The sequence below is a fragment of the Chitinophaga silvisoli genome, assembly GCF_003412465.1.
Lineage (GTDB): Bacteria > Bacteroidota > Bacteroidia > Chitinophagales > Chitinophagaceae > Chitinophaga > Chitinophaga silvisoli.
On the sequence record NZ_QTJV01000002.1, the window covers coordinates 470,424 to 488,799 of the forward strand.

19 protein-coding genes are annotated in these 18,376 nt (G+C 44.8%); 10 read left to right on the forward strand and 9 right to left on the reverse strand.

What is annotated here, in order from left to right; translation table 11 throughout:
- Window positions 1–167: 167 nt before the first annotated feature.
- From DXN04_RS08000 to DXN04_RS08010, 3 genes are all read right to left on the reverse strand, one after another.
- Window positions 168–959, reverse strand: coding sequence for a uroporphyrinogen-III synthase (locus tag DXN04_RS08000; protein WP_116852804.1), 792 nt, complete (start codon window positions 957–959; stop codon window positions 168–170).
- A gap of 33 nt (window positions 960–992) precedes the next feature.
- Window positions 993–2,078: a DUF4271 domain-containing protein gene (locus DXN04_RS08005; protein WP_116852805.1), complete on the reverse strand. Its 1,086-nt coding sequence runs from the start codon at window positions 2,076–2,078 to the stop codon at window positions 993–995.
- A gap of 106 nt (window positions 2,079–2,184) precedes the next feature.
- Window positions 2,185–3,018: a helix-turn-helix domain-containing protein gene (locus DXN04_RS08010; protein WP_116852806.1), complete on the reverse strand. Its 834-nt coding sequence runs from the start codon at window positions 3,016–3,018 to the stop codon at window positions 2,185–2,187.
- A 139-nt stretch (window positions 3,019–3,157) separates the two neighbouring features.
- Between DXN04_RS08010 and DXN04_RS08015 the strand changes: the two genes are divergently transcribed.
- Window positions 3,158–4,366 (forward strand): MFS transporter, encoded by a 1,209-nt coding sequence (locus DXN04_RS08015; protein ID WP_116852807.1) that lies wholly within the window; start codon window positions 3,158–3,160, stop codon window positions 4,364–4,366.
- A 29-nt stretch (window positions 4,367–4,395) separates the two neighbouring features.
- Complete coding sequence (gene hemW / locus DXN04_RS08020; RefSeq protein ID WP_116852808.1) at window positions 4,396–5,520, forward strand: radical SAM family heme chaperone HemW; 1,125 nt, start codon at window positions 4,396–4,398, stop codon at window positions 5,518–5,520.
- A gap of 35 nt (window positions 5,521–5,555) precedes the next feature.
- On the opposite strand, the gene DXN04_RS08025 is transcribed toward hemW, so the two are convergent.
- The 3 genes from DXN04_RS08025 to DXN04_RS08035 form a co-directional block, all read right to left on the reverse strand.
- The gene (locus tag DXN04_RS08025) at window positions 5,556–6,737 is read right to left on the reverse strand and encodes an aldose epimerase family protein (RefSeq protein ID WP_116852809.1); all 1,182 of its coding nucleotides are present in this window, start codon (window positions 6,735–6,737) and stop codon (window positions 5,556–5,558) included.
- Window positions 6,738–6,892: 155 nt separating this feature from the next.
- Entirely contained in the window at window positions 6,893–7,867 is a 975-nt protein-coding gene (locus DXN04_RS08030; protein WP_116852810.1) for a deoxyhypusine synthase family protein, read from the reverse strand.
- A gap of 169 nt (window positions 7,868–8,036) precedes the next feature.
- On the reverse strand, window positions 8,037–8,558 hold the full coding sequence (locus DXN04_RS08035) for a hypothetical protein (protein WP_116852811.1): 522 nt from the start codon (window positions 8,556–8,558) through the stop codon (window positions 8,037–8,039).
- Between the two features lie 254 nt (window positions 8,559–8,812).
- Here DXN04_RS08035 and DXN04_RS08040 point away from each other — a divergent pair, with 254 nt between their 5' ends.
- The 6 genes from DXN04_RS08040 to DXN04_RS08065 all read left to right on the forward strand — a co-directional run bounded on the left by DXN04_RS08040 (window position 8,813) and on the right by DXN04_RS08065 (window position 13,754).
- Window positions 8,813–9,409, forward strand: coding sequence for an acyl carrier protein phosphodiesterase (locus DXN04_RS08040; protein ID WP_116852812.1), 597 nt, complete (start codon window positions 8,813–8,815; stop codon window positions 9,407–9,409).
- 52 nt (window positions 9,410–9,461) lie between these two features.
- Window positions 9,462–10,055 carry a DUF2911 domain-containing protein gene (locus DXN04_RS08045; RefSeq protein WP_116852813.1) on the forward strand — a complete coding sequence of 198 codons (594 nt, stop codon included), beginning with the start codon at window positions 9,462–9,464 and terminating at the stop codon, window positions 10,053–10,055.
- A gap of 274 nt (window positions 10,056–10,329) precedes the next feature.
- Entirely contained in the window at window positions 10,330–11,469 is a 1,140-nt protein-coding gene (locus DXN04_RS08050; protein WP_116852814.1) for a cystathionine gamma-synthase, read from the forward strand.
- A gap of 75 nt (window positions 11,470–11,544) precedes the next feature.
- A complete protein-coding gene (locus DXN04_RS08055; protein WP_233525536.1) occupies window positions 11,545–12,375 on the forward strand; it encodes a TIGR02757 family protein in 831 nt (276 codons plus the stop codon).
- 13 nt (window positions 12,376–12,388) lie between these two features.
- Entirely contained in the window at window positions 12,389–13,351 is a 963-nt protein-coding gene (locus DXN04_RS08060) for a DUF6263 family protein (RefSeq protein WP_147319875.1), read from the forward strand.
- Window positions 13,352–13,424: 73 nt separating this feature from the next.
- Window positions 13,425–13,754 (forward strand): hypothetical protein, encoded by a 330-nt coding sequence (locus tag DXN04_RS08065; RefSeq protein WP_116852816.1) that lies wholly within the window; start codon window positions 13,425–13,427, stop codon window positions 13,752–13,754.
- A 1-nt stretch (window position 13,755) separates the two neighbouring features.
- Here the strand turns inward: DXN04_RS08065 and DXN04_RS08070 are convergent, their stop codons facing one another.
- Both DXN04_RS08070 and DXN04_RS08075 read right to left on the reverse strand, forming a co-directional pair.
- Window positions 13,756–14,418 (reverse strand): sterol desaturase family protein, encoded by a 663-nt coding sequence (locus DXN04_RS08070; protein WP_116852817.1) that lies wholly within the window; start codon window positions 14,416–14,418, stop codon window positions 13,756–13,758.
- Window positions 14,419–14,525: 107 nt separating this feature from the next.
- Window positions 14,526–15,686, reverse strand: a complete 1,161-nt coding sequence (locus DXN04_RS08075) for a serine hydrolase (RefSeq protein WP_116853386.1) — start codon at window positions 15,684–15,686, stop codon at window positions 14,526–14,528.
- A 58-nt stretch (window positions 15,687–15,744) separates the two neighbouring features.
- Between DXN04_RS08075 and DXN04_RS08080 the strand changes: the two genes are divergently transcribed.
- A complete protein-coding gene (locus DXN04_RS08080) occupies window positions 15,745–16,752 on the forward strand; it encodes a fumarylacetoacetate hydrolase family protein (protein WP_116852818.1) in 1,008 nt (335 codons plus the stop codon).
- Window positions 16,753–17,631: a flavin reductase family protein gene (locus DXN04_RS08085; protein ID WP_116852819.1), complete on the forward strand. Its 879-nt coding sequence runs from the start codon at window positions 16,753–16,755 to the stop codon at window positions 17,629–17,631.
- Between the two features lie 61 nt (window positions 17,632–17,692).
- Here DXN04_RS08085 and DXN04_RS08090 read toward each other — a convergent pair whose 3' ends face one another.
- A complete protein-coding gene (locus DXN04_RS08090; protein ID WP_233525537.1) occupies window positions 17,693–18,367 on the reverse strand; it encodes a DUF4197 domain-containing protein in 675 nt (224 codons plus the stop codon).
- Window positions 18,368–18,376: the final 9 nt, after the last annotated feature.

The window sequence follows — 18,376 nt, forward strand, 5'->3', positions numbered from 1 at the left end:
TTATGGTCTTCCAGTAATATCTTTTCCAAAAATAAGAAGGGACAGCGTATGCTGTCCCTTAAGGTATATTAATTTCCTGTTTTTTTTACAGATTATTTTTTTATCTACCCTGATTAACAGATAGAAAGCTGTTTTTCCGGGTCAATTCTTCCTGAAATTAGGAGGATTTATTTCTTGTTGGTAGTAGCCAGGTATTGTTCCAGGGCAGCTACCATAGAAGGAGCTTGTGGCGCGGGCGCTTTTACATCCAACCTGAGGCCAGCCTCTTCTACTGCAGCAGAAGTAGTAGGACCGAAGGCACCAATGTGGGTACCGTTCTGCTCAAACTTTGGCATATTTTCAAACAGGGATTTCACTCCATACGGGCTGAAGAATACAATCATGTCGTAATCTGTGCCGGACAGTACTTCCTTTACATCGTTTGAAACGGTTTTGTAAAGGGTAGCCGTAGCGTATTCACATTTGTTGGCTTTAAGCCATTCTTCAATGTCTTTCCGCTGGCTGTCAGAACTGGGGAAGAGAAATTTCTCGTTGTCACGATGCTTGTTCATCACTTCCAGCAGGCTTTTGGTGGAACCATCAGCCCCATAGAATACCTTACGCTTGCGGTAAAGGATGAATTTTTGGAGATACAACGCAATTGCTTCTGTAATGCAGAAATACTTGCAATCCTGCGATACTTTGATTTTCATTTCTTCGCAAATGCGGAAGAAATGGTCTACAGCATTACGGCTCGTAAATATCACGGCTGTAAAAAGCTGTATGTCAATCTTCTGTTTCCTGAAATCTTTCGCGGACAGTCCCTCCACCCTTATAAACGGATAAAAATCCAACTTCACATTGAATTTTTTCGCTAGTTCAAAGTATGGTGATTTTTCTGTTTCAGGCTTAGGTTGGGAAATTAGAATTGACTGAATCTGTTTCGCTTGCAAATCTTTTTTTGGCCCGCCTTTAATCATACGTTTTTTTGCTCTTGTGTTAACAATAGGAGATCAATGACCGCCAGTTAACCAGACCAGCAGCACCTTCGTAATTATTAGTACCGGTGCTACTTCGAATGCGCAAAGGTAAAGAAAAAAATGTAATCTGCTGAAAGATAAGTATTGCTTTACCACTGAATAGGACCTGATATACCTGTATGCGACCAATATTACTATGAAGAAAACGGAAATGTAAAGGAAGGCTCTTGCCAGTTCAGGCGTGCAAAAGGCCAGAATTACAAGGAATGGCACCAGCAGAATTCCCAACACTTTATTGATCAGATACAAAATAAAAATATATGCATCTGCCAGCTCCGTACTGCCAAATAACCAGCCACAAAAGCGCAACATCACATATTTTACACTATATACCAGCGCTACCAAAATGATCAATGCAGGTATCACCATCCAGGCATTACTGGCAGGTATATAGTTTTGACGATACATCAGTAAGTACAGGTACATCGCCAGACTAATCACAAAAAATGTATTCAGCAGGAAGTTGGGGAAAGGGCTCTGTGACAACTGATCCTTCAACTGGCGCTGGCTCAGGGTTGGGTTCATAAAGGCCCTGAACAGATCCGTGAAATACTTCAGGTAGCTCAACCTGATAATGCCCAGTAACAATACCACACCACCCATTACATACACCAGCCAGTCAAGATCCCTGTATATACGGATAGGGTTGAGATCCAGTCTGTGGGGCTTGTCCGATTTCAAAAATATATTGTTGGCGGTCAATGTCTTTAAATATTTCTCATAAGCCGTTTCCTGATGCAAAGGTACGGCCGGTGCCTGCGGAATCGTATCAGTATGCAAGCTGTCAGCACCTGTCGCAGCAAGTGTAGCAGGCGCTGCTACCACTGGTTTTTGCGCTGTTGCAGCTGGATTGATAGCTGTTGCAGCCGGAGTGACAGTAGCAGGTTTAGGTGTGGCACTCCCAGGGGGATTCGTAGCCACTTTAGGTGCTAAACTATCCTTTTTCACCACAGACACTTTCTTTTTCACCGGCTGCACGATTCCTGTATCCTTACGGACATGGCTCTCTGTCGTTACAGGGGTCGTATGGCTCACCGCCGCACTGTCTTGCGCAGCCATCCGTAAACAGGGTAATATGAACAGGAACAATAACCAGGTTCGCACCTCAAATATTTTTTTATGCTGAAATATGATTGCTGGCAAAGATATAAAATAAGTGCATCGTCTATAGGTGCTCTGCATCTTTTCTGTATGATCCGGGTTGGATCCCTTTGCGCTGTTTGAAATAATGTGATAAATGGCTGGCATCTGTAAATCCGAACTCATCGGCGATTTGTTTCATTGTTACTGTACCCGAAGCGATCCGGTTTTCTATCAGCTTAATCCGGTAATCGTTCACATAATCCCGGTAACTGACATCAAAATTTCTCTTAAAATATGCACTGAAATAATTAGGGCTGATATTGAAGTGACCCGCTATATGCCGGATCTTGATTAATGAAGGGTCATAAATATGCTGGTGAATGTAAGAGATCATTTCTTCTTTATCCGGTTGTCCCTGGTCAATTCTTACATTCATGCGAACCATCGCCTCCCTGATCAGCCCGAAAATCGACAAGACCTGAAAATACATGAGTGCCGAGTTCGACAGGTCCTTTTCCTGTTTCCAATAAAGGAGCAGGTTATCGATCGTATTCCGCAGCACCACCTTCCCCGCATCGTCCATCACCATCTTCATTTCCTTCAGCAGCGTAAGGCGCATAATCTTTTCGGGAGAGGCAGACAGGGACAGATAACTCCTTCCGCTGAAATAACTGTCCGTAAACTTTATAAAGATAAACCGGCTTCGCACACCAATTTCAAAATAATGCTCATCCTCGGGGGAGATCAAAAACAGGTCTCCCGCTTCATAAGGAATTCTGTTATTGTTGTGCTGGTGAATGCCACTGCCCTTGTATACATAGATCATCTCGTAATAAGTATGACTATGCACTGGCAAATGATAGACTGCTGTATCCATTTCGTCCAGCTCCAGTGGCTCAAACTGTCTCCGTTTCATCTATTAAATTTACAATAATATATCCTACATATACCATTTTCACCAAAGAATACTACAGGAACTTTGCTGTTGATTGCACCTGGGTGTAAAGCGATAGCCTATTCTATTTACACTCCTATTGTTTATTAAATAATTGAATATGCAAACAGCACAAAATGCTGGTGTTTCGTTGTCGAAAGTCCGTGCAACCATAGCGGAATTCGTTGCCTTTACCTTTATTGGATACTTTACAATTGGCCTTGCGCTGGCAGTATTGCCATACTTTATATATCACGACCTCGGTTTTAGTACCATGACTGCGGGTGTGGTGATCAGCCTTCAATATATCACAACCTTCCTGTTCAGAGGCTATGCCGGGAGTATCGTAGATAAGCAAGGACCTAAACCTGCTGTGATGATGGGTATGATTGGCTTTGCCGTAAGTGGAGCCCTACTGGTCATCGCATATATTTGCAAGGGTTTTCCTGCATTGAGCCTTTCTTTGCTGGTTATTACCCGTCTTAGCACCGGCTTTGCCGAAGGTATGATCGGTGCCAGTCCTATCAACTGGGCTATCCTGGCTGTAGGCGATGAGCATACAAGCAAGGCGATTTCTTATAATGGTATTGGTAGCTATGGCGCACTGGCGGTAGGTGCTCCTTTGGGGGCCATTCTGCACCACAATTTCGGAATGAGTGCCATGGCTGGCCTGATTATGGTCTGTGGTATCACCGGATATTATTATGCGAAAGGCAAAACACCGCTGAAATCTACTTCTACTGCGCCAAGACAGCCTTTCATGGATGTATTTAAAATAGTGACCCCTTTTGGTATTTGCCTGGCATTGGGAGGTTTGGGCTTTGGTACCATTTCTACCTTCATCACCTTGTACTATTCTCAGCTGGGATGGCAGGGAGCTGTCATGTGCCTGTCTACGTTCAGTATCAGCTTTATCCTGGGTCGCCTGTTCTTCGAAGATTATATCAACAGGTATGGAGGCATGAAGACGGCCATCTTTTGTCTGCTTACAGAAGCAATCGGTTTAGCAATCCTCTGGCAGGCATATAGTCCGCATATCGCGCTGGCTGGGGCCTGTATCGCGGGTTTCGGTTTTTCACTGGTTTTCCCTGCTTTGGGTGTTGAAGCCGTGAAATTAGTACCAGCCTCCAATAAAGGCGCTGCACTGGGTGGCTATGGCGTATTTATAGATCTTTCTTTGGGTATAACCGGACCTCTCGTAGGGCTTGTGGAGAGCACTTTTGGCATGGCACATATCTTTATGTTCAGCATGGTAATGGTCTTCACCGGGTTTATTATTGCCGTACTCATAAATAACTGGCAGCGGAAAGGAGAAATGACTTTGCGCTAAAATCGCGGATAAATACCCACCTTTGCAGCATGGCGGGTATTTATTTGCATATTCCTTTTTGTAAGCAGGCTTGTTACTATTGCAATTTTCATTTCTCTACTTCATTGGCGCAGGAACCGGCAATGGTGACAGCACTGTTAAAGGAGATAGAGATGCAGAAAGAATACTTGTCCGGAGCTCCGATCAATACCATTTACTTTGGCGGCGGTACGCCGAGTTTGTTACCCGAAAAAGACCTGCTTCGCTTATTAGAAGCGATTTACAAAAATTTTACTGTTAATGCCGGGGCAGAAGTAACGCTGGAAGCGAATCCGGATGATCTTTCTCCTGAAAAACTGCAGATGCTCAAAAGGGCAGGTGTGAACAGGTTGAGTATAGGTATCCAGTCATTTCATGAGGAAGATCTGAAGTGGATGCATAGGGCGCACAATGCCCTGCAGGCAAAGGATTGTATCCTGCATGCACAGGATGCCGGATTTGAAAATATTACAATTGATCTGATCTATGGAGGCCCGACCCTGACGGATGCCGGCTGGGAAAACAATGTACAACAGGCAATCGCATTGGGGGTACCTCATCTTTCCTGTTATGCTCTGACGGTGGAACCGGGTACAGCGCTGGATCATTTTATTAAAAAGAAAAAAATGCCTGCGGTAGATGCGGATAAGGCAGCGAGACATTTTGAGCAGTTATTAAAATGGACGGGAGAGGCAGGGTATGAACAATATGAGATTTCAAATTTTGCATTGAAAGGCTGGCATTCCAGGCATAACAGTAGTTACTGGCAGGGGGCATCATACCTGGGTTTAGGACCATCTGCCCATAGTTTTGATACGAAGTCAAGACAATGGAACGTGGCGAATAATGCCTTGTATATAAGAAGCCTGGAACAGGGGAAATTGAATTTTGAGAAGGAGGAGCTGACACCTGTGATGATGTTGAATGAGTACCTGATGACGGCATTGAGAACCTCAGCAGGCTGTGATCTGCAGGTGATAGCTACCCGGTTTGGGAGTGATAAAAGAGAGAAAATACAAAAGGAAATTATAAAGTATCTGCAAAAGGGTTGGATGCGTCAGGAAGGGGAGCAGCTGATACTGACACCAGCGGGAAGACTCTTTGCGGATGGAATTGCATCCGAATTATTCTTTTAAAAAAAGCCCCCCACAATGTGGGGGGCGGGAAAAATTTATTTAACTCCAAATTTATAAATACACTCAGAAGTGTAAGTAGCCCCTGGTTTCAGCACCACACTTGGGAATTCAGGCTTATTTGGGGAATCAGGATAATGCTGTGTTTCCAGCGCAAAAGCTTCGCGATGGCCATATGTTTTGCCATCCTTACCCTTATCTGTACCATCTAAGAAATTACCACCATAGAACTGAATACCTGGTTCAGTCGTCCACACTTCCAAAGTACGACCGCTTACAGGCTCTTCTACTTTCGCTGCCAGAGACAGCTCATTACCCTTTTTATTCAGCACATAGTTGTGGTCATACCCTTTACCAAATTTGAGCTGTTCAAAGTCAGCATTTACTCTCTCACCAATCTTCGTAGGTGTAGTGAAATCCATTGGTGTACCCTTCACTGCTTCTAATTTGCCGGTAGTAATCAGCGTACTGTCGACCGGCGTAAATTTATCAGCATTGATCATCATGATATGATCATTGATTGTACCATTTCCGGCACCAGCCAGGTTAAAGAAAGAGTGGTTAGTTAAGTTAACAACAGTTGCTTTATCTGTGGTTGCTGAATAATCAATTTTCAGTTCATTGCTGTCAGTCAGTGTATAGGTAAGCGTTACATCCAGATTACCGGGATAACCTTCTTCACCATCTTTTGACAGGTAGTGCAGTTTCAGGGAGTTAGGTGCAGTCTGTTCTGCATCCCATACTACATCATTGAAACCTTTTTTACCACCATGCAGATGGTTCTGGCCATTGTTGGTAGCCAGTGTATATTCTTTACCATCCAGTTTAAACTTACCTTTTGCAATTCGGTTGCCGTAGCGGCCTACTATACCACCATAGTATCTTTCTTTGGTAGTCACATAACGGGAAATGTTGTCATATCCCAGTTCCACATCTTCCAGCTTACCCGATTTATCAGGTGCCAGCAGGCTTACGATTTTAGCGCCATAGTTTGTAATGGCAACCTGCACATTACCTTTACTTTTCAGGTAATACAATTTTGTTTGTTTACCGTCTACCGTGCTGTCGAAACGTGCAGCAGGGATCTTCCCTTCGATTGAAAGGCTGTCTTGAGTGGTCTGCATACTGTCTACTGAATTATTATTGGATTTTGTACCAGACTGGCAGGCGCTTAAGCTAACAGCGGCTGCCACCGTGAGTAGTGGAATAATGTTTTTCATGCATTGGAAGTTATAAGGGTACAATATACGCTTTTCTCGATTACTTGTTATTGACTCATGGCGAAAAAAAAAGCGTTCACCTTCGGTAAACGCTTTTTTTTCCGGGGCGCTGGCCAGCGGCCGGCAAACCCGTATGCCTTTTGCCTGGGGGAGGATTACCAACCCAGCAAATAGGAGAATATCAGTGGTGCTACAATTGTAGCATCAGATTCAACGATAAATTTCGGTGTATTGATATCCAGCTTACCCCATGTGATCTTCTCGTTAGGTACTGCACCTGAGTAAGAACCATAAGAAGTAGTAGAATCAGAAATCTGGCAGAAGTAACCCCAGAAAGGAACATCATGCCATTCCAGATCCTGGTACATCATTGGCACCACGCAGATCGGGAAGTCACCAGCGATACCACCACCAATCTGGAAGAAGCCTACGCCTTTACCACCAGAATTATTTCTGTACCAGTCAGCCAGCCAGATCATGTATTCGATACCGCTCTTCATGGTAGAAGGCTTCAGTTCACCCTTAATGCAGTAGGAAGCAAAGATATTACCCATGGTACTATCTTCCCATCCTGGTACTACGATAGGAATATTCTTTTCGGCAGCAGCGAGCATCCAGCTATTTTTTGGATCGATCTCGTAGTGTTCTTTCATCACACCGCTCAGCAGCAGCTTGTACATATATTCGTGTGGGAAATAGCGCTCACCTTTATCTTCCGCATCTTTCCAGATCTTGTGGATATGCTCCTGAATACGGCGGAAAGCCTCTTCTTCAGGAATACAGGTGTCAGTTACACGGTTGAAACCATCCTGCAGCAGGTCCCACTCTTCCTGAGGGCTCAGGTCACGGTAGTGAGGTACTCTCTTGTAGTGAGTATGAGCTACGAGGTTCATGATATCCTCTTCCAGATTCGCGCCGGTGCAGGAGATGATGTCCACTTTCCCCTGACGGATCATTTCCGCGAAGGAGATACCCAACTCGGCGGTACTCATTGCACCCGCCAGAGATACCAGCATTTTGCCCCCTTCCAGTAAGTGAGCTTCATATCCTTTAGCAGCATCCACCAGTGCAGCCGCGTTGAAGTGGCGGTAGTGGTGCTGGATAAATTGAGAAATTGGACCTTTGTTCATTTCCGTTGTTGAATAAGTTTAAATCTTGAAACAGAGGGGCAAAGGTAAGGATTTTGAAAAGATTTCAATTCAGGCGCAGCGGGGGGAAGAAGTCAAAATAAAAAACCGGGGCAATGAATACCCCGGTTTCCAAAAATTAACAATAGTCTTCTCTAACTTAAAAAGCAGGTTATGCTTTCTTCAGGCGCTGGTGTACGCTCAGGTCGCCGCTAGCATTTGCTTTGATCACTTTCCAGGTATTGCTCCCTTCCAGTGTAATATAATACGCGGTAGCTCCCTCACTCTGGAACTCCACTATCCAGCGGATAGTTTCGCTTGGATAACGCTGCGCCAGCTTTGTAGAAACAGCCAATGGCAGGTTTACTGCGTCAACATAACGACGGGTAGCCAGCAGATGCCCTTCTCCATCAAAGTAAGCAGTGACGTTACGCTCATTCAGCGTAAAACGTGCCATAAAGGTCTTGTTGTCATCGCTGTACCATTTGATGCCGGAAGCTCCGGTAAACTCCTTATCCAATGCGGTCTTCAGCGTATTGGAAGCTTCCAGCTCCTTGGTACCTGTGCCAGCAAAGGAATAAACCGAGGTAAATACGGCTATCGCTACCAGGAGCAACAGCTTTTTGAAACGGCCCAAAGGCCTAACACCCGCAGGTGCAATGTGGTTACTGATTTTTGAACTGAATTGTTTCATGGCGGAAACTTTTATTTTGTTTGATGATCCAAAGGTACATGCTTATTGGTAGGTAGGTCAAGGCTTTTGTTACAAGTGGAGGCCCACTGGATAAGATGTACGTAATCTCCTGTAATATTGGGGCTTTACTTCTTTTCCTGACTTGATATACAAGCTTTACCACTGAAGAGTTGCACTGGAAGAAGGAAAGTTGCAGGCCCCTGCGTTAAGCTTTTGTTAAACTGGACAAGGAAAATAAAATCTATCTTCGCTACATGAACTTTCTCGCCCATGCATATTTATCATATCACCAACCTTCTATCACTGTTGGCAATATGATTGCCGACTTTGTGAAGGGTAAGCACTGGATGGAGTATGATGCAGATATTCAACAGGGCATTCGATTGCACAGGCTTATTGATGCTTTTACCGATACACATCCTGCCACGCTGGAAGCAAAGAAATTCTTCCAACCCGGCTGTGGCAAATACAGTGCTGTATTCATCGACATTGTCTACGACCATTTCCTGGCCAACGACCTATCCCGTTTTCCCGGTGATAGTCTGGCCTCCTTTGCACAGGAAGTATATATGGTATTGCAGGCACGCCATCACCTGCTCCCCGCTGGTTTTCAGGAGGTATTTAAATATATGCGGGAACAAAACTGGTTGTATGGCTATCGCCTGAATGATGGTATGTACAAAACTTTTAGTGGTATCGTCAGGAGAAGCCGTTACCTGGAAGTCTCTGCCGATGTACCCTTTGCCGCTTTCGAAGAAAACTATGATGCGCTGTCTGCCAGCTATCAGATCTTTTTTCCGGACCTTGTCACCTTTGTGCAAAATGTACCTCCCGATCTCACATCTCTATAACTTTAGTCGTAGGTTTGTGCTACTATATTTTTTGAACAATTAAGACCTATTAATGAAGCAAGTATTCATCGCCGCACTGATTACCCTGTTTGGCTGCAGTGCTGTGTTTGCACAGGACAAAAAGCTGCCGCCGCTTGATTCCAGCCCTATGGACATGGCGTATTACCCTGTAATGTATCCTTACGTTGTAAAAGTTAAAGGAGAACCTGGTGCCCTCGTAGCACGCGTCATCTACAGCCGGCCACAAAAGAAAGGAAGAAAGATTTTTGGCGACCTGGAACCATATGGAGAACTCTATCGCCTGGGAGCCAACGAAGCTACGGAAGTAGAATTCTACCGTTCCGTTACCATTGGCGGCAAACTGGTGCCTAAAGGCCGCTATACTATGTATGCCATTCCAAACGAAACAAAGTGGACCATCATTATCAACAGGGATACCGACATCTGGGGTGCTTTTAAATACAACCAGGCAAAAGATGTGGTGAGAACTGATATACCCGTTACCAAAATGGATACGCCGGTAGAACCTTTTACCATGGTATTTGAAAAAGCTGATTACGGTGCAAACCTGATTATTGCATGGGATGTAGTAAGTGTGAGTCTGCCAGTGAAGTTTAATAATTCAACAGCTCCTGCTAAAAAATAAAAGGCGGTAAGATTACCGCCCACGAATTTTAACCATATCCTATGAAAAACCTGAACCAAAATTAGCCGGAAATACTGCGGGAATACTACGGTATCAGCCCAACGTGAGAAAATAGTTCGTGAACGCAGCGAATTCATCCGTGTAATGGTTTCAAAGAGCTATTTTAGACTATAAGTGCTTTTAGTATACGTAGTTCTACGCAATTTGCCGTTTGTGGGATGTACGGAGGATCGTACCTTTGGTCCTTTCCTAATAACTACAAAATCTTACAGGAATGAAGCTGGGAACTAAACTCATTCACGCGGGTGTAACGCCGGATCCATCTACCGGAGCCATTATGACCCCCATTTTTCAGACCTCCACTTATGTTCAAAGCGCCCCCGGCCAACACAAAGGATATGAGTATGCACGTACCCAAAACCCTACCCGCGATGCCCTGCAAAATGCACTGGCAGCCATAGAAAACGGGAAATTCGGTATCTCCTTCGGCAGTGGCCTGGCCGCTACTGATGCTGTCATGAAACTCCTGAACCCCGGAGATGAAGTCATAGCCAGCAACGACCTTTACGGTGGCACCTACCGCATCTTTACTAAAATATTTGAGCGCTATGGAATCAAATTCCATTTCGTAGGTATGCAGGATGCTCAAAACATCCGTAATTATATCAATGCCAATACAAAGCTGATCTGGATAGAAACTCCTACCAATCCGCTGCTCAACATCATTGATATTGCCGCCTGTGCACAGATTGCCGGCGAACACAATTTACTGCTGGCAGTAGATAATACCTTTGCCTCCCCATACCTCCAGAATCCACTGGACCTGGGTGCCAACATTGTTGTCCACTCTGCTACCAAATACCTTGGTGGTCATAGCGATGTGGTTCATGGCGCTATCATCGTTAAAGATGAAGAACTTGCCAAACAATTGTATTTCATACAAAACAGCTGCGGAGCTGTTCCCGGTCCGCAGGATTGCTTCCTGGTACTGCGTGGCCTGAAAACCCTGCACGTACGCATGCAAAGACATTGTGAAAACGGAGCAGCAGTCGCCCACTTCCTCCGCCAGCACTCCAAAGTGGCAAAGGTATACTGGTGTGGTTTCCAGGATCATCCAAATCATGATATTGCCAAAGCACAAATGCGTGGTTATGGTGGCATGATATCCTTTACTCTGAAAGATGATAGTATAGAAGCTGCAACAAAAGTATTGAGCGGTACACACCTCTTTTCACTGGCAGAATCGCTGGGTGGTGTGGAGTCGCTGATAGGACACCCGGCCTCTATGACCCATGCATCGATTCCCCGCGAAGAGCGCATCAGCAATGGTTTGGTGGATTCGCTGATCCGGCTGAGCGTAGGGATTGAAGATGCGGACGACCTGATCGCAGACCTCTCGAAAGCTATTGGATAATTGAAAACGCTTCTGCCGCTGGCAGAAGCGTTTATTTTTTGGGGACATTTGTTTTCACATTTTTACTTATTTTCAATGCGTCATGCTGCAATATTATGTGAGCCTGCAGACACACCTAACCGACTGACCACCATGAAATTCCAGCAACTGAAGGCGTTTTTGGATTCCAAAGCGGCGTATTATAACACACCGGACTTTATTGCCGGCGATCCTATCACGATCCCGCACAGGTTTTCCAAACTACAGGATATCGAGATCGCAGGGCTTTTTGCTGCAATACTTGCCTGGGGCAACCGGACCACCATTATCAATAAATGCACTGAACTGATGAAGTTGATGGACAATGAGCCTTACGACTTCATCAGGAACCACGAGCCCAGGGAACGGATAAAGCTCATGCAGTTCTGCCACCGGACCTTCAATGGAGTAGACCTGCTCTACTTTGTCGAGTTCCTGCAGCACTATTATAGCAACGTCACCTCCCTGGAATTTGCCTTTAGCGGCCACCTGACCCCTAAAGACCAAACAGTCGAAAAAGCCCTGATCGGGTTTCATAAGGTCTTCTTTGCCATGGAGCACCCGGAAAGGACCCGGAAACACATATCTACCCCCGCCAGGAACTCCGCCTGTAAGCGCCTGAACATGTATTTGCGCTGGATGGTCAGAAAAGATGAAAATGGCGTGGATTTTGGACTATGGAACCATATCAGCCCTTCTCAACTGGTATGCCCTGTAGATGTGCATGTGGGCAGAGTCGCTACCAGACTGGGATTGATCTCAGCCGCCAAATCAGATTGGCCTACAGCGCTGGACCTGACCGAAAAGTTGCGGCAACTGGATCCTGAAGACCCTGCCAAATATGACTTCGCGTTGTTTGGCCTCGGTGTCATAGAAAAATATGTTTAATAAATATAGCGTAATGATGAAGCGATTTTTTGTGTCAATGGCCCTGGGTGCCACCCTGGCCATGCCGGCATTTGCACAACAACAGGATGATAAAAGAGATTATGTAGACCTGAGCTACAGTTTTCTCAAAGGCCAACAGTTCGAGCTGAAACAGGAAAGCCGCAGCGAAACCTATACGACAGTAGATGATATCATGCAACGCGTAACCCGCGACTTCAATAATACCATTGCTATCGAGGTGACCGAAACATCGGATGGCCACGCCACCCTGACTTTCAGATATAAAGAATTAAAGTTCAATTTCAACGCACGTAATCAGAACATCCTCGTGGATGCTTCCGTGCCTAATGAAAAAGAACCTTTTCAGGCTGCCCTGAAAAGCATTATCGATCAACCATTCTCCGTCGATATCTCGTCTTCCGGATATATCAACAAAGTAATTGGCCTGGATGATCTGCTGGACAAAGCATCGGCTACCTTTTCCAATCTGAAAGCCGATGAGCAGACCGCTTATAAAAAGCTCATGAAAGACCAGTTTGGGACCAACGCCTTCCATACCTGGCTGGAACAACTGCTGGTGATCTATCCTGTACGCAGTATCAAAACCGGTACCCGATGGGAAGAGAATGTACCTATCCGCACCGGACTGGTAGGTGATATTTCACTCTACTGGAACCTCCAGACATGGGATGCCCAGACTGCCAAAATTAATGGTACAGGTAAAGTCGTGACCAACAAAGTGGAAACCTTTACTACAGATGACGGGATTGAGGCTACTGCCGAAATCAATGGTGATATCATGACAAATTATCTGATTGATCGTACTTCAGGCTTCCCTAGTATCGCTTCACAGAATACTGAGATGAATGGTACGTACACCTATAAGGCAAACAAGGCAAAGAAGATTAAGAGTGATGTGAAAGTGCCTGTAAGAATTGTGACGAATGCCTCTTACAAGATTAAAAGAATGAAATAAGTTTGCTTCATGCAAAAAAATAGCTGCTGCCTATGGCAGCAGCTATTTTTTTGCAATCAATAAATTCAATGCAATGCAGGAATTACTACCGGAAACCGCTTTACAAATCGCAGCTGATACAGCACTCACCATTCCCGACCAGATTACTTATGAACAACTGGAATCCCTCTTAGCCACCAGGCTTGAAGCCCTTATCAACCAAGACTTCCAGCAGTTCGTACTCCTTTTATACAAAATAGATGTAGCTGAAAATAAAATCAGACAAGTCCTTGCAGACGACACAAGTGAACAGGTATATAAAAAAATTGCTGCCTTGCTCATAGAGCGTCAGCAGCAAAAAATTATCTCCCGCAAAACCTTCACCCGACCATTCAATGATGATGATAGTGAAGACCGATGGTAAACTATTTATCAAACATCAACTCACGTACCTTCGCCTTGTCTTCTTTCTCTTTCTCCAGTTCGAATGATGTTCCAAACACCCAGTCCCACAAAGAAGAGCTCACACCAAACCCTTTCTCCTCCGCCTTATAATGATGCAGGTGATGATTACGCCACAATGGCTTCATAAATTTAAATGGTGGATTCCATGCATGAATCGCATAGTGCATACTGCCATAAATCAGGTAACCTAACATAAATCCCGGAAAGAACATGTAGGTATATTCTCTCAGGAAAAAATATTGTACACCAAAGATCGCTGATGCCAGAATGAGACTGGGCACAGGTGGCATAAACAAACGCTGCTTGTCACGCGGATACTCATGGTGATTACCATGCATCACGTAAATAAAGCGCCTTACCTTCGGACTCTCACTGCTGAAGTGAAACAAATACCGGTGCATGATATATTCAAAGAATGTCCAGAATAACATCGCACCAAAAAAGACTGTTAATACAGTAGTGATGTTAAATCCCAAAGAGGTGTTGCTGTAGTAAAGGCTATACCCGATAATAGGTATGTACATGCCCCATATTACCAATGGATGTGTCTTGGTGAGCATTTCTAAATATCTGCTCTCAAATAGCCTCGCCTGTCCTTTGTTCTTAATCTTTTCAAACTTCATGACTTCCTTTAGATTTTTGCAAATTGAAAAAGTCTTAAAATAAACTCCCGTTAATCTTCCAGTTCCATCATTCGCCAAAGTGCTAATGCACCAATATTATGCCGATCTTACCTACCCTTTTCGTACGTCATTTTAAATGGAGACAGGTCTGGTTGATACTTCCTTTTTCGCTGCAACTCATATTGATAAATTATCTCACCTGTTTCCCTGAAAAAGGGATATCCGACCTCTTCATATTCATATTTATCATCATTCAGAATTCCATCTCTATTCACGTACAGTGTCGCACTGAGCATGAATTCCACCTTATTTTTAGTATCAATGATATATGCTACATCCGTCAAAAACCCATAAGACCATCCGGGTTTATTAAAGATTCTGATATATGAGGGCGGCCTTTGTTTTTTGTCCTTAAAAAGAAAAAACTTAACATAGCTATCAAAGTATGTCGCTGTGTCATAATGTGGATTTGCTACCTCAGAAGGGTAGGCGGACATATATGTATACAGAAAACGATAGTCATTTGTTGTAAGATGAAATCGTTGTTTTCGGGGAACAGATGCAGGAAATATGACTGACTGCAATAGTTGCTGCAGATCCTCCAGGGGCACATTATTATGTTTGGTAAAATCCATCGGTGTCATGATCAGGCTATCATGCTGGTCCCAGTGTCCGCGTCCAATTTCGATATTTTTACTGAAATCAAAATTCAATGCACTGCGGGCAGGTGGCTGTGTATAGATTTTACCAAATGATACAGCAGGCGTATTCCTGTTCCCCTCCTCATCAAGCGGCATAAATCTCCGGACGATGCGAATACGTGGATAGCCTTTCTCCCAGAGCTTTTCATGGATGGTCTGTTGGCCCAGAAATTCATACAACCGATTGTAAGCATCGTTGTCACTCACCAGGAAAATCTGCTTCAGGTAATAGGCGATATCATGCTCCACACTATCTATCCGCATGGGTGTATATTTATCCAGTCCCTGCTTATGCAGCTCGTTTAACTTTTCAAGTGCAAGAAATGCGATTGGCATTTTCACAGTAGATGCCGGATTAAAATACTGATCGGGATCTACATGCAGATAATAGTGTTTAAAGTGAGGACGATTTTTTGCATCTCTGTCAATCTGTGTATAGATCAACTGGTAGCGGAATGAATCAGGATACTGCAATATATGCTGCAGCGCAGGTGATCCCTGCGAAAAGAGTCTTTGCAACAGGGTATCCGTACGCGGCTGGGCTGAAAGTGTTATACTCCCCAACATAGCTACCATTAAAATGTAAAAGTTATATTTACACATCATACAACCAGAACGTTATATTATGAAACTTGTTACTTACCTCCGGGAAGAGAGCGACCAACTGGCAATTTTGGTAGACAACCAACTCTACAACACCCAGGACCTTCACCCCAATCTCCCCGGAAACATGCAAATGTTCCTGCTCATGTGGGAAGATGTGATCGATATTGCAAAAGAAGCCGATGCCCAACTGAAGGCCGGCAAACACGTAGGCATTGCGACTCCTATACCGGTGGACAGGGTTACACTGATGGCCCCAGTGCCATTTCCTAATTCCTGCCGTGATGGTTATGCATTCCGCCAACACGTAGCCTCTGCACGCCGCAACCGCAGGGTAGAAATGATTGCAGAATTCGACCAGTTCCCCGTCTTTTACTTTACCAACCACAATGCTATCCAGGGACCGGGAAATGTGTATTGCATGCCTGATCACTTCGATAAACTGGACTTTGAGCTGGAAGCTGCTATCGTCATCTGCAAAGCTGGCCGCAACATTCCTGCCGAAGAAGCTGACGAGTACATCGGAGGTTTCATGATCATGAACGATATGAGTGCACGCACCCTTCAGATGGATGAAATGAAACTGAACATGGGCCCCTGCAAAGGCAAGGATTTCAGTACCGTTATAGGCCCCATGCTGGTTACTCCCGATGAACTGGCCCCCCTGCTCACCGATCCAAAACCCGGCCATACCGGCAACGCTTACAACCTGAAAATGACCTGCCATGTAAATGGTGTTCAGGTAAGCGAAGGCAATATGGGCGATATGGACTGGACCTTTGCCGAAATCATTCAACGCTGTTCCTATGGTGCGAACATTATGCCCGGCGATGTAATCGGTAGCGGTACTGTAGGTACTGGCTGCTTCCTGGAACTGAACGGCACCGGCAAACTTAATAATCCTGATTATCCTGAACAATGGCTGCAGGAAGGTGATGTGGTTGAACTGGAAATAGAAGGTTTAGGAAAACTGACCAACACCATCGTAGCAGAAGAATCAGATTTTTCGATCCTCAAACTAAAGAAATAAATGCAGATTATCCCCGGGCAGGTTACAACCGCCGTACTGCAAGGTTATTTACAGGGTGCCATCGCTCCCAGGCCAGTCTGTTTTGCAAGCACTGTTGATAAAGAAGGACAACCTAATTTATCTCCATTTAGCTTCTTCAATATTTTCGGTACCAATCCTGCCACACTAATCTTTTCACCTTCCCGCAGGGTGAGGGATAATACCACCAAACATACACTGGAAAACCTTTACGAGGTCGGGGAAGTGGTGATCAACATGGTGAATTATGCCATGGTACAACAGACTTCTTTAGCCAGTTGCGAGTATCCAAAAGGAGTCAGTGAGTTTGAAAAGGCAGGGTTTACAGCGCTTGCATCTGAAAAGGTGAAGCCTTTCAGGGTCAGGGAAAGCCCGGTGCAGATAGAATGTATCGTAAAGCAGATTATTGAAACCGGTACTGAAGGTGGTGCAGGCAACCTGGTGATTTGCGAACCTGTTTTGATTCACATCAGCGATGAAGTGCTTAATGAAAAAGGAGGCATTGACCCGCATAAAATTGACCTGGTGGCGAGAATGGGAGGGGACTACTATTGCAGGGCCTCCGGCGATGCGGTATTTGAAGTAGCGAAGCCGAATACATCACTGGGTATTGGTATCGATGCCCTGCCTTTGCATATCCGGAATAGCAGGATCCTGACAGGAAATCACTTAGGCCAGCTGGCCAATGTACATGAGCACCCGGTGATAGATCCGGCATTTGAGGATGAGCACCTGAAGAATATTTTCCAGTATTACAGCATTACGCCAGATGAGATGGAAAGAGAGTTGCATGCTTACGCACAACGCCTGTTGGATGCCGGCAAAGTAACCGAAGCATGGCAGGTACTGCTGGCAATATAATTTAAAAGGTCCTGCCTTCCGGCAGGACCTTTTAAAAATCTCTATTTCGTTTTGAAAATCTCTATTTCGTGGATGTCACACTTCCAAACACTTTCTTCAGCAGATCGGAAGTCCTCGCAGCCGGATTCGCCCTGATATTTTTCTCTTCTACCTTAATCTGATCAAACAGCGCATTCACCGCCATACCAGTCACATAATCCTGCAGATCAGGATTCACTTTATTGAAAGTAGTAGGCAGCTTATTATACCTGGTCACAATATCTCCATAATACTTGGTTGCACTTGTGCTATCCAGTGCACCCTTTACCACCGGTGAAAACGCAGCCTTCAGCTTTTCTGTGGTCTTACCCTTGAAGTATACAGTAGCAGAACTATCAGAACCCTTCAACAGGTTCAAGGCATCGGTGATCGTCATTTCCTTGATCGCATCCACGAAAATAGGCGCCGCAAAACCTACTGCTTTTTCAGCAGCACGGTTGATAGAAAGGATTGCTTTATCCACCTGGCTGCCCAGGCCTACACTTCTCAATGTATTGCCGATCTTCACCGCATCAGGAGGTAATAACAATTTGTATACTTCACTGCCAAAGAAACCATCCGTCTTGTTCAGAGAAGCAATACCTTTTGACACACCCTTTGACAATGCCTCCTTGATTGCATTCCCTGCATCTGTCTGGGAAACACCTGCAGTACTTCCAGTCGCGCTACTGGTTGCACTACTTACAGCTTTACTCAAATTCTTTAA

What these genes read in the sequence shown, in the direction of transcription:
- DXN04_RS08000 (WP_116852804.1), bottom strand. Translation starts at nt 959, where the DNA reads ATGATTAAAGGCGGGCCAAAAAAAGATTTGCAAGCGAAACAGATTCAG.
- DXN04_RS08005 (WP_116852805.1), bottom strand. Translation starts at nt 2,078, where the DNA reads ATGGCTGCGCAAGACAGTGCGGCGGTGAGCCATACGACCCCTGTAACG.
- DXN04_RS08010 (WP_116852806.1), bottom strand. Translation starts at nt 3,018, where the DNA reads ATGAAACGGAGACAGTTTGAGCCACTGGAGCTGGACGAAATGGATACA.
- DXN04_RS08015 (WP_116852807.1), top strand. Translation starts at nt 3,158, where the DNA reads ATGCAAACAGCACAAAATGCTGGTGTTTCGTTGTCGAAAGTCCGTGCA.
- hemW (WP_116852808.1), top strand. Translation starts at nt 4,396, where the DNA reads ATGGCGGGTATTTATTTGCATATTCCTTTTTGTAAGCAGGCTTGTTAC.
- DXN04_RS08025 (WP_116852809.1), bottom strand. Translation starts at nt 6,737, where the DNA reads ATGAAAAACATTATTCCACTACTCACGGTGGCAGCCGCTGTTAGCTTA.
- DXN04_RS08030 (WP_116852810.1), bottom strand. Translation starts at nt 7,867, where the DNA reads ATGAACAAAGGTCCAATTTCTCAATTTATCCAGCACCACTACCGCCAC.
- DXN04_RS08035 (WP_116852811.1), bottom strand. Translation starts at nt 8,558, where the DNA reads ATGAAACAATTCAGTTCAAAAATCAGTAACCACATTGCACCTGCGGGT.
- DXN04_RS08040 (WP_116852812.1), top strand. Translation starts at nt 8,813, where the DNA reads ATGAACTTTCTCGCCCATGCATATTTATCATATCACCAACCTTCTATC.
- DXN04_RS08045 (WP_116852813.1), top strand. Translation starts at nt 9,462, where the DNA reads ATGAAGCAAGTATTCATCGCCGCACTGATTACCCTGTTTGGCTGCAGT.
- DXN04_RS08050 (WP_116852814.1), top strand. Translation starts at nt 10,330, where the DNA reads ATGAAGCTGGGAACTAAACTCATTCACGCGGGTGTAACGCCGGATCCA.
- DXN04_RS08055 (WP_233525536.1), top strand. Translation starts at nt 11,545, where the DNA reads ATGCGTCATGCTGCAATATTATGTGAGCCTGCAGACACACCTAACCGA.
- DXN04_RS08060 (WP_147319875.1), top strand. Translation starts at nt 12,389, where the DNA reads ATGATGAAGCGATTTTTTGTGTCAATGGCCCTGGGTGCCACCCTGGCC.
- DXN04_RS08065 (WP_116852816.1), top strand. Translation starts at nt 13,425, where the DNA reads ATGCAGGAATTACTACCGGAAACCGCTTTACAAATCGCAGCTGATACA.
- DXN04_RS08070 (WP_116852817.1), bottom strand. Translation starts at nt 14,418, where the DNA reads ATGAAGTTTGAAAAGATTAAGAACAAAGGACAGGCGAGGCTATTTGAG.
- DXN04_RS08075 (WP_116853386.1), bottom strand. Translation starts at nt 15,686, where the DNA reads ATGTTGGGGAGTATAACACTTTCAGCCCAGCCGCGTACGGATACCCTG.
- DXN04_RS08080 (WP_116852818.1), top strand. Translation starts at nt 15,745, where the DNA reads ATGAAACTTGTTACTTACCTCCGGGAAGAGAGCGACCAACTGGCAATT.
- DXN04_RS08085 (WP_116852819.1), top strand. Translation starts at nt 16,753, where the DNA reads ATGCAGATTATCCCCGGGCAGGTTACAACCGCCGTACTGCAAGGTTAT.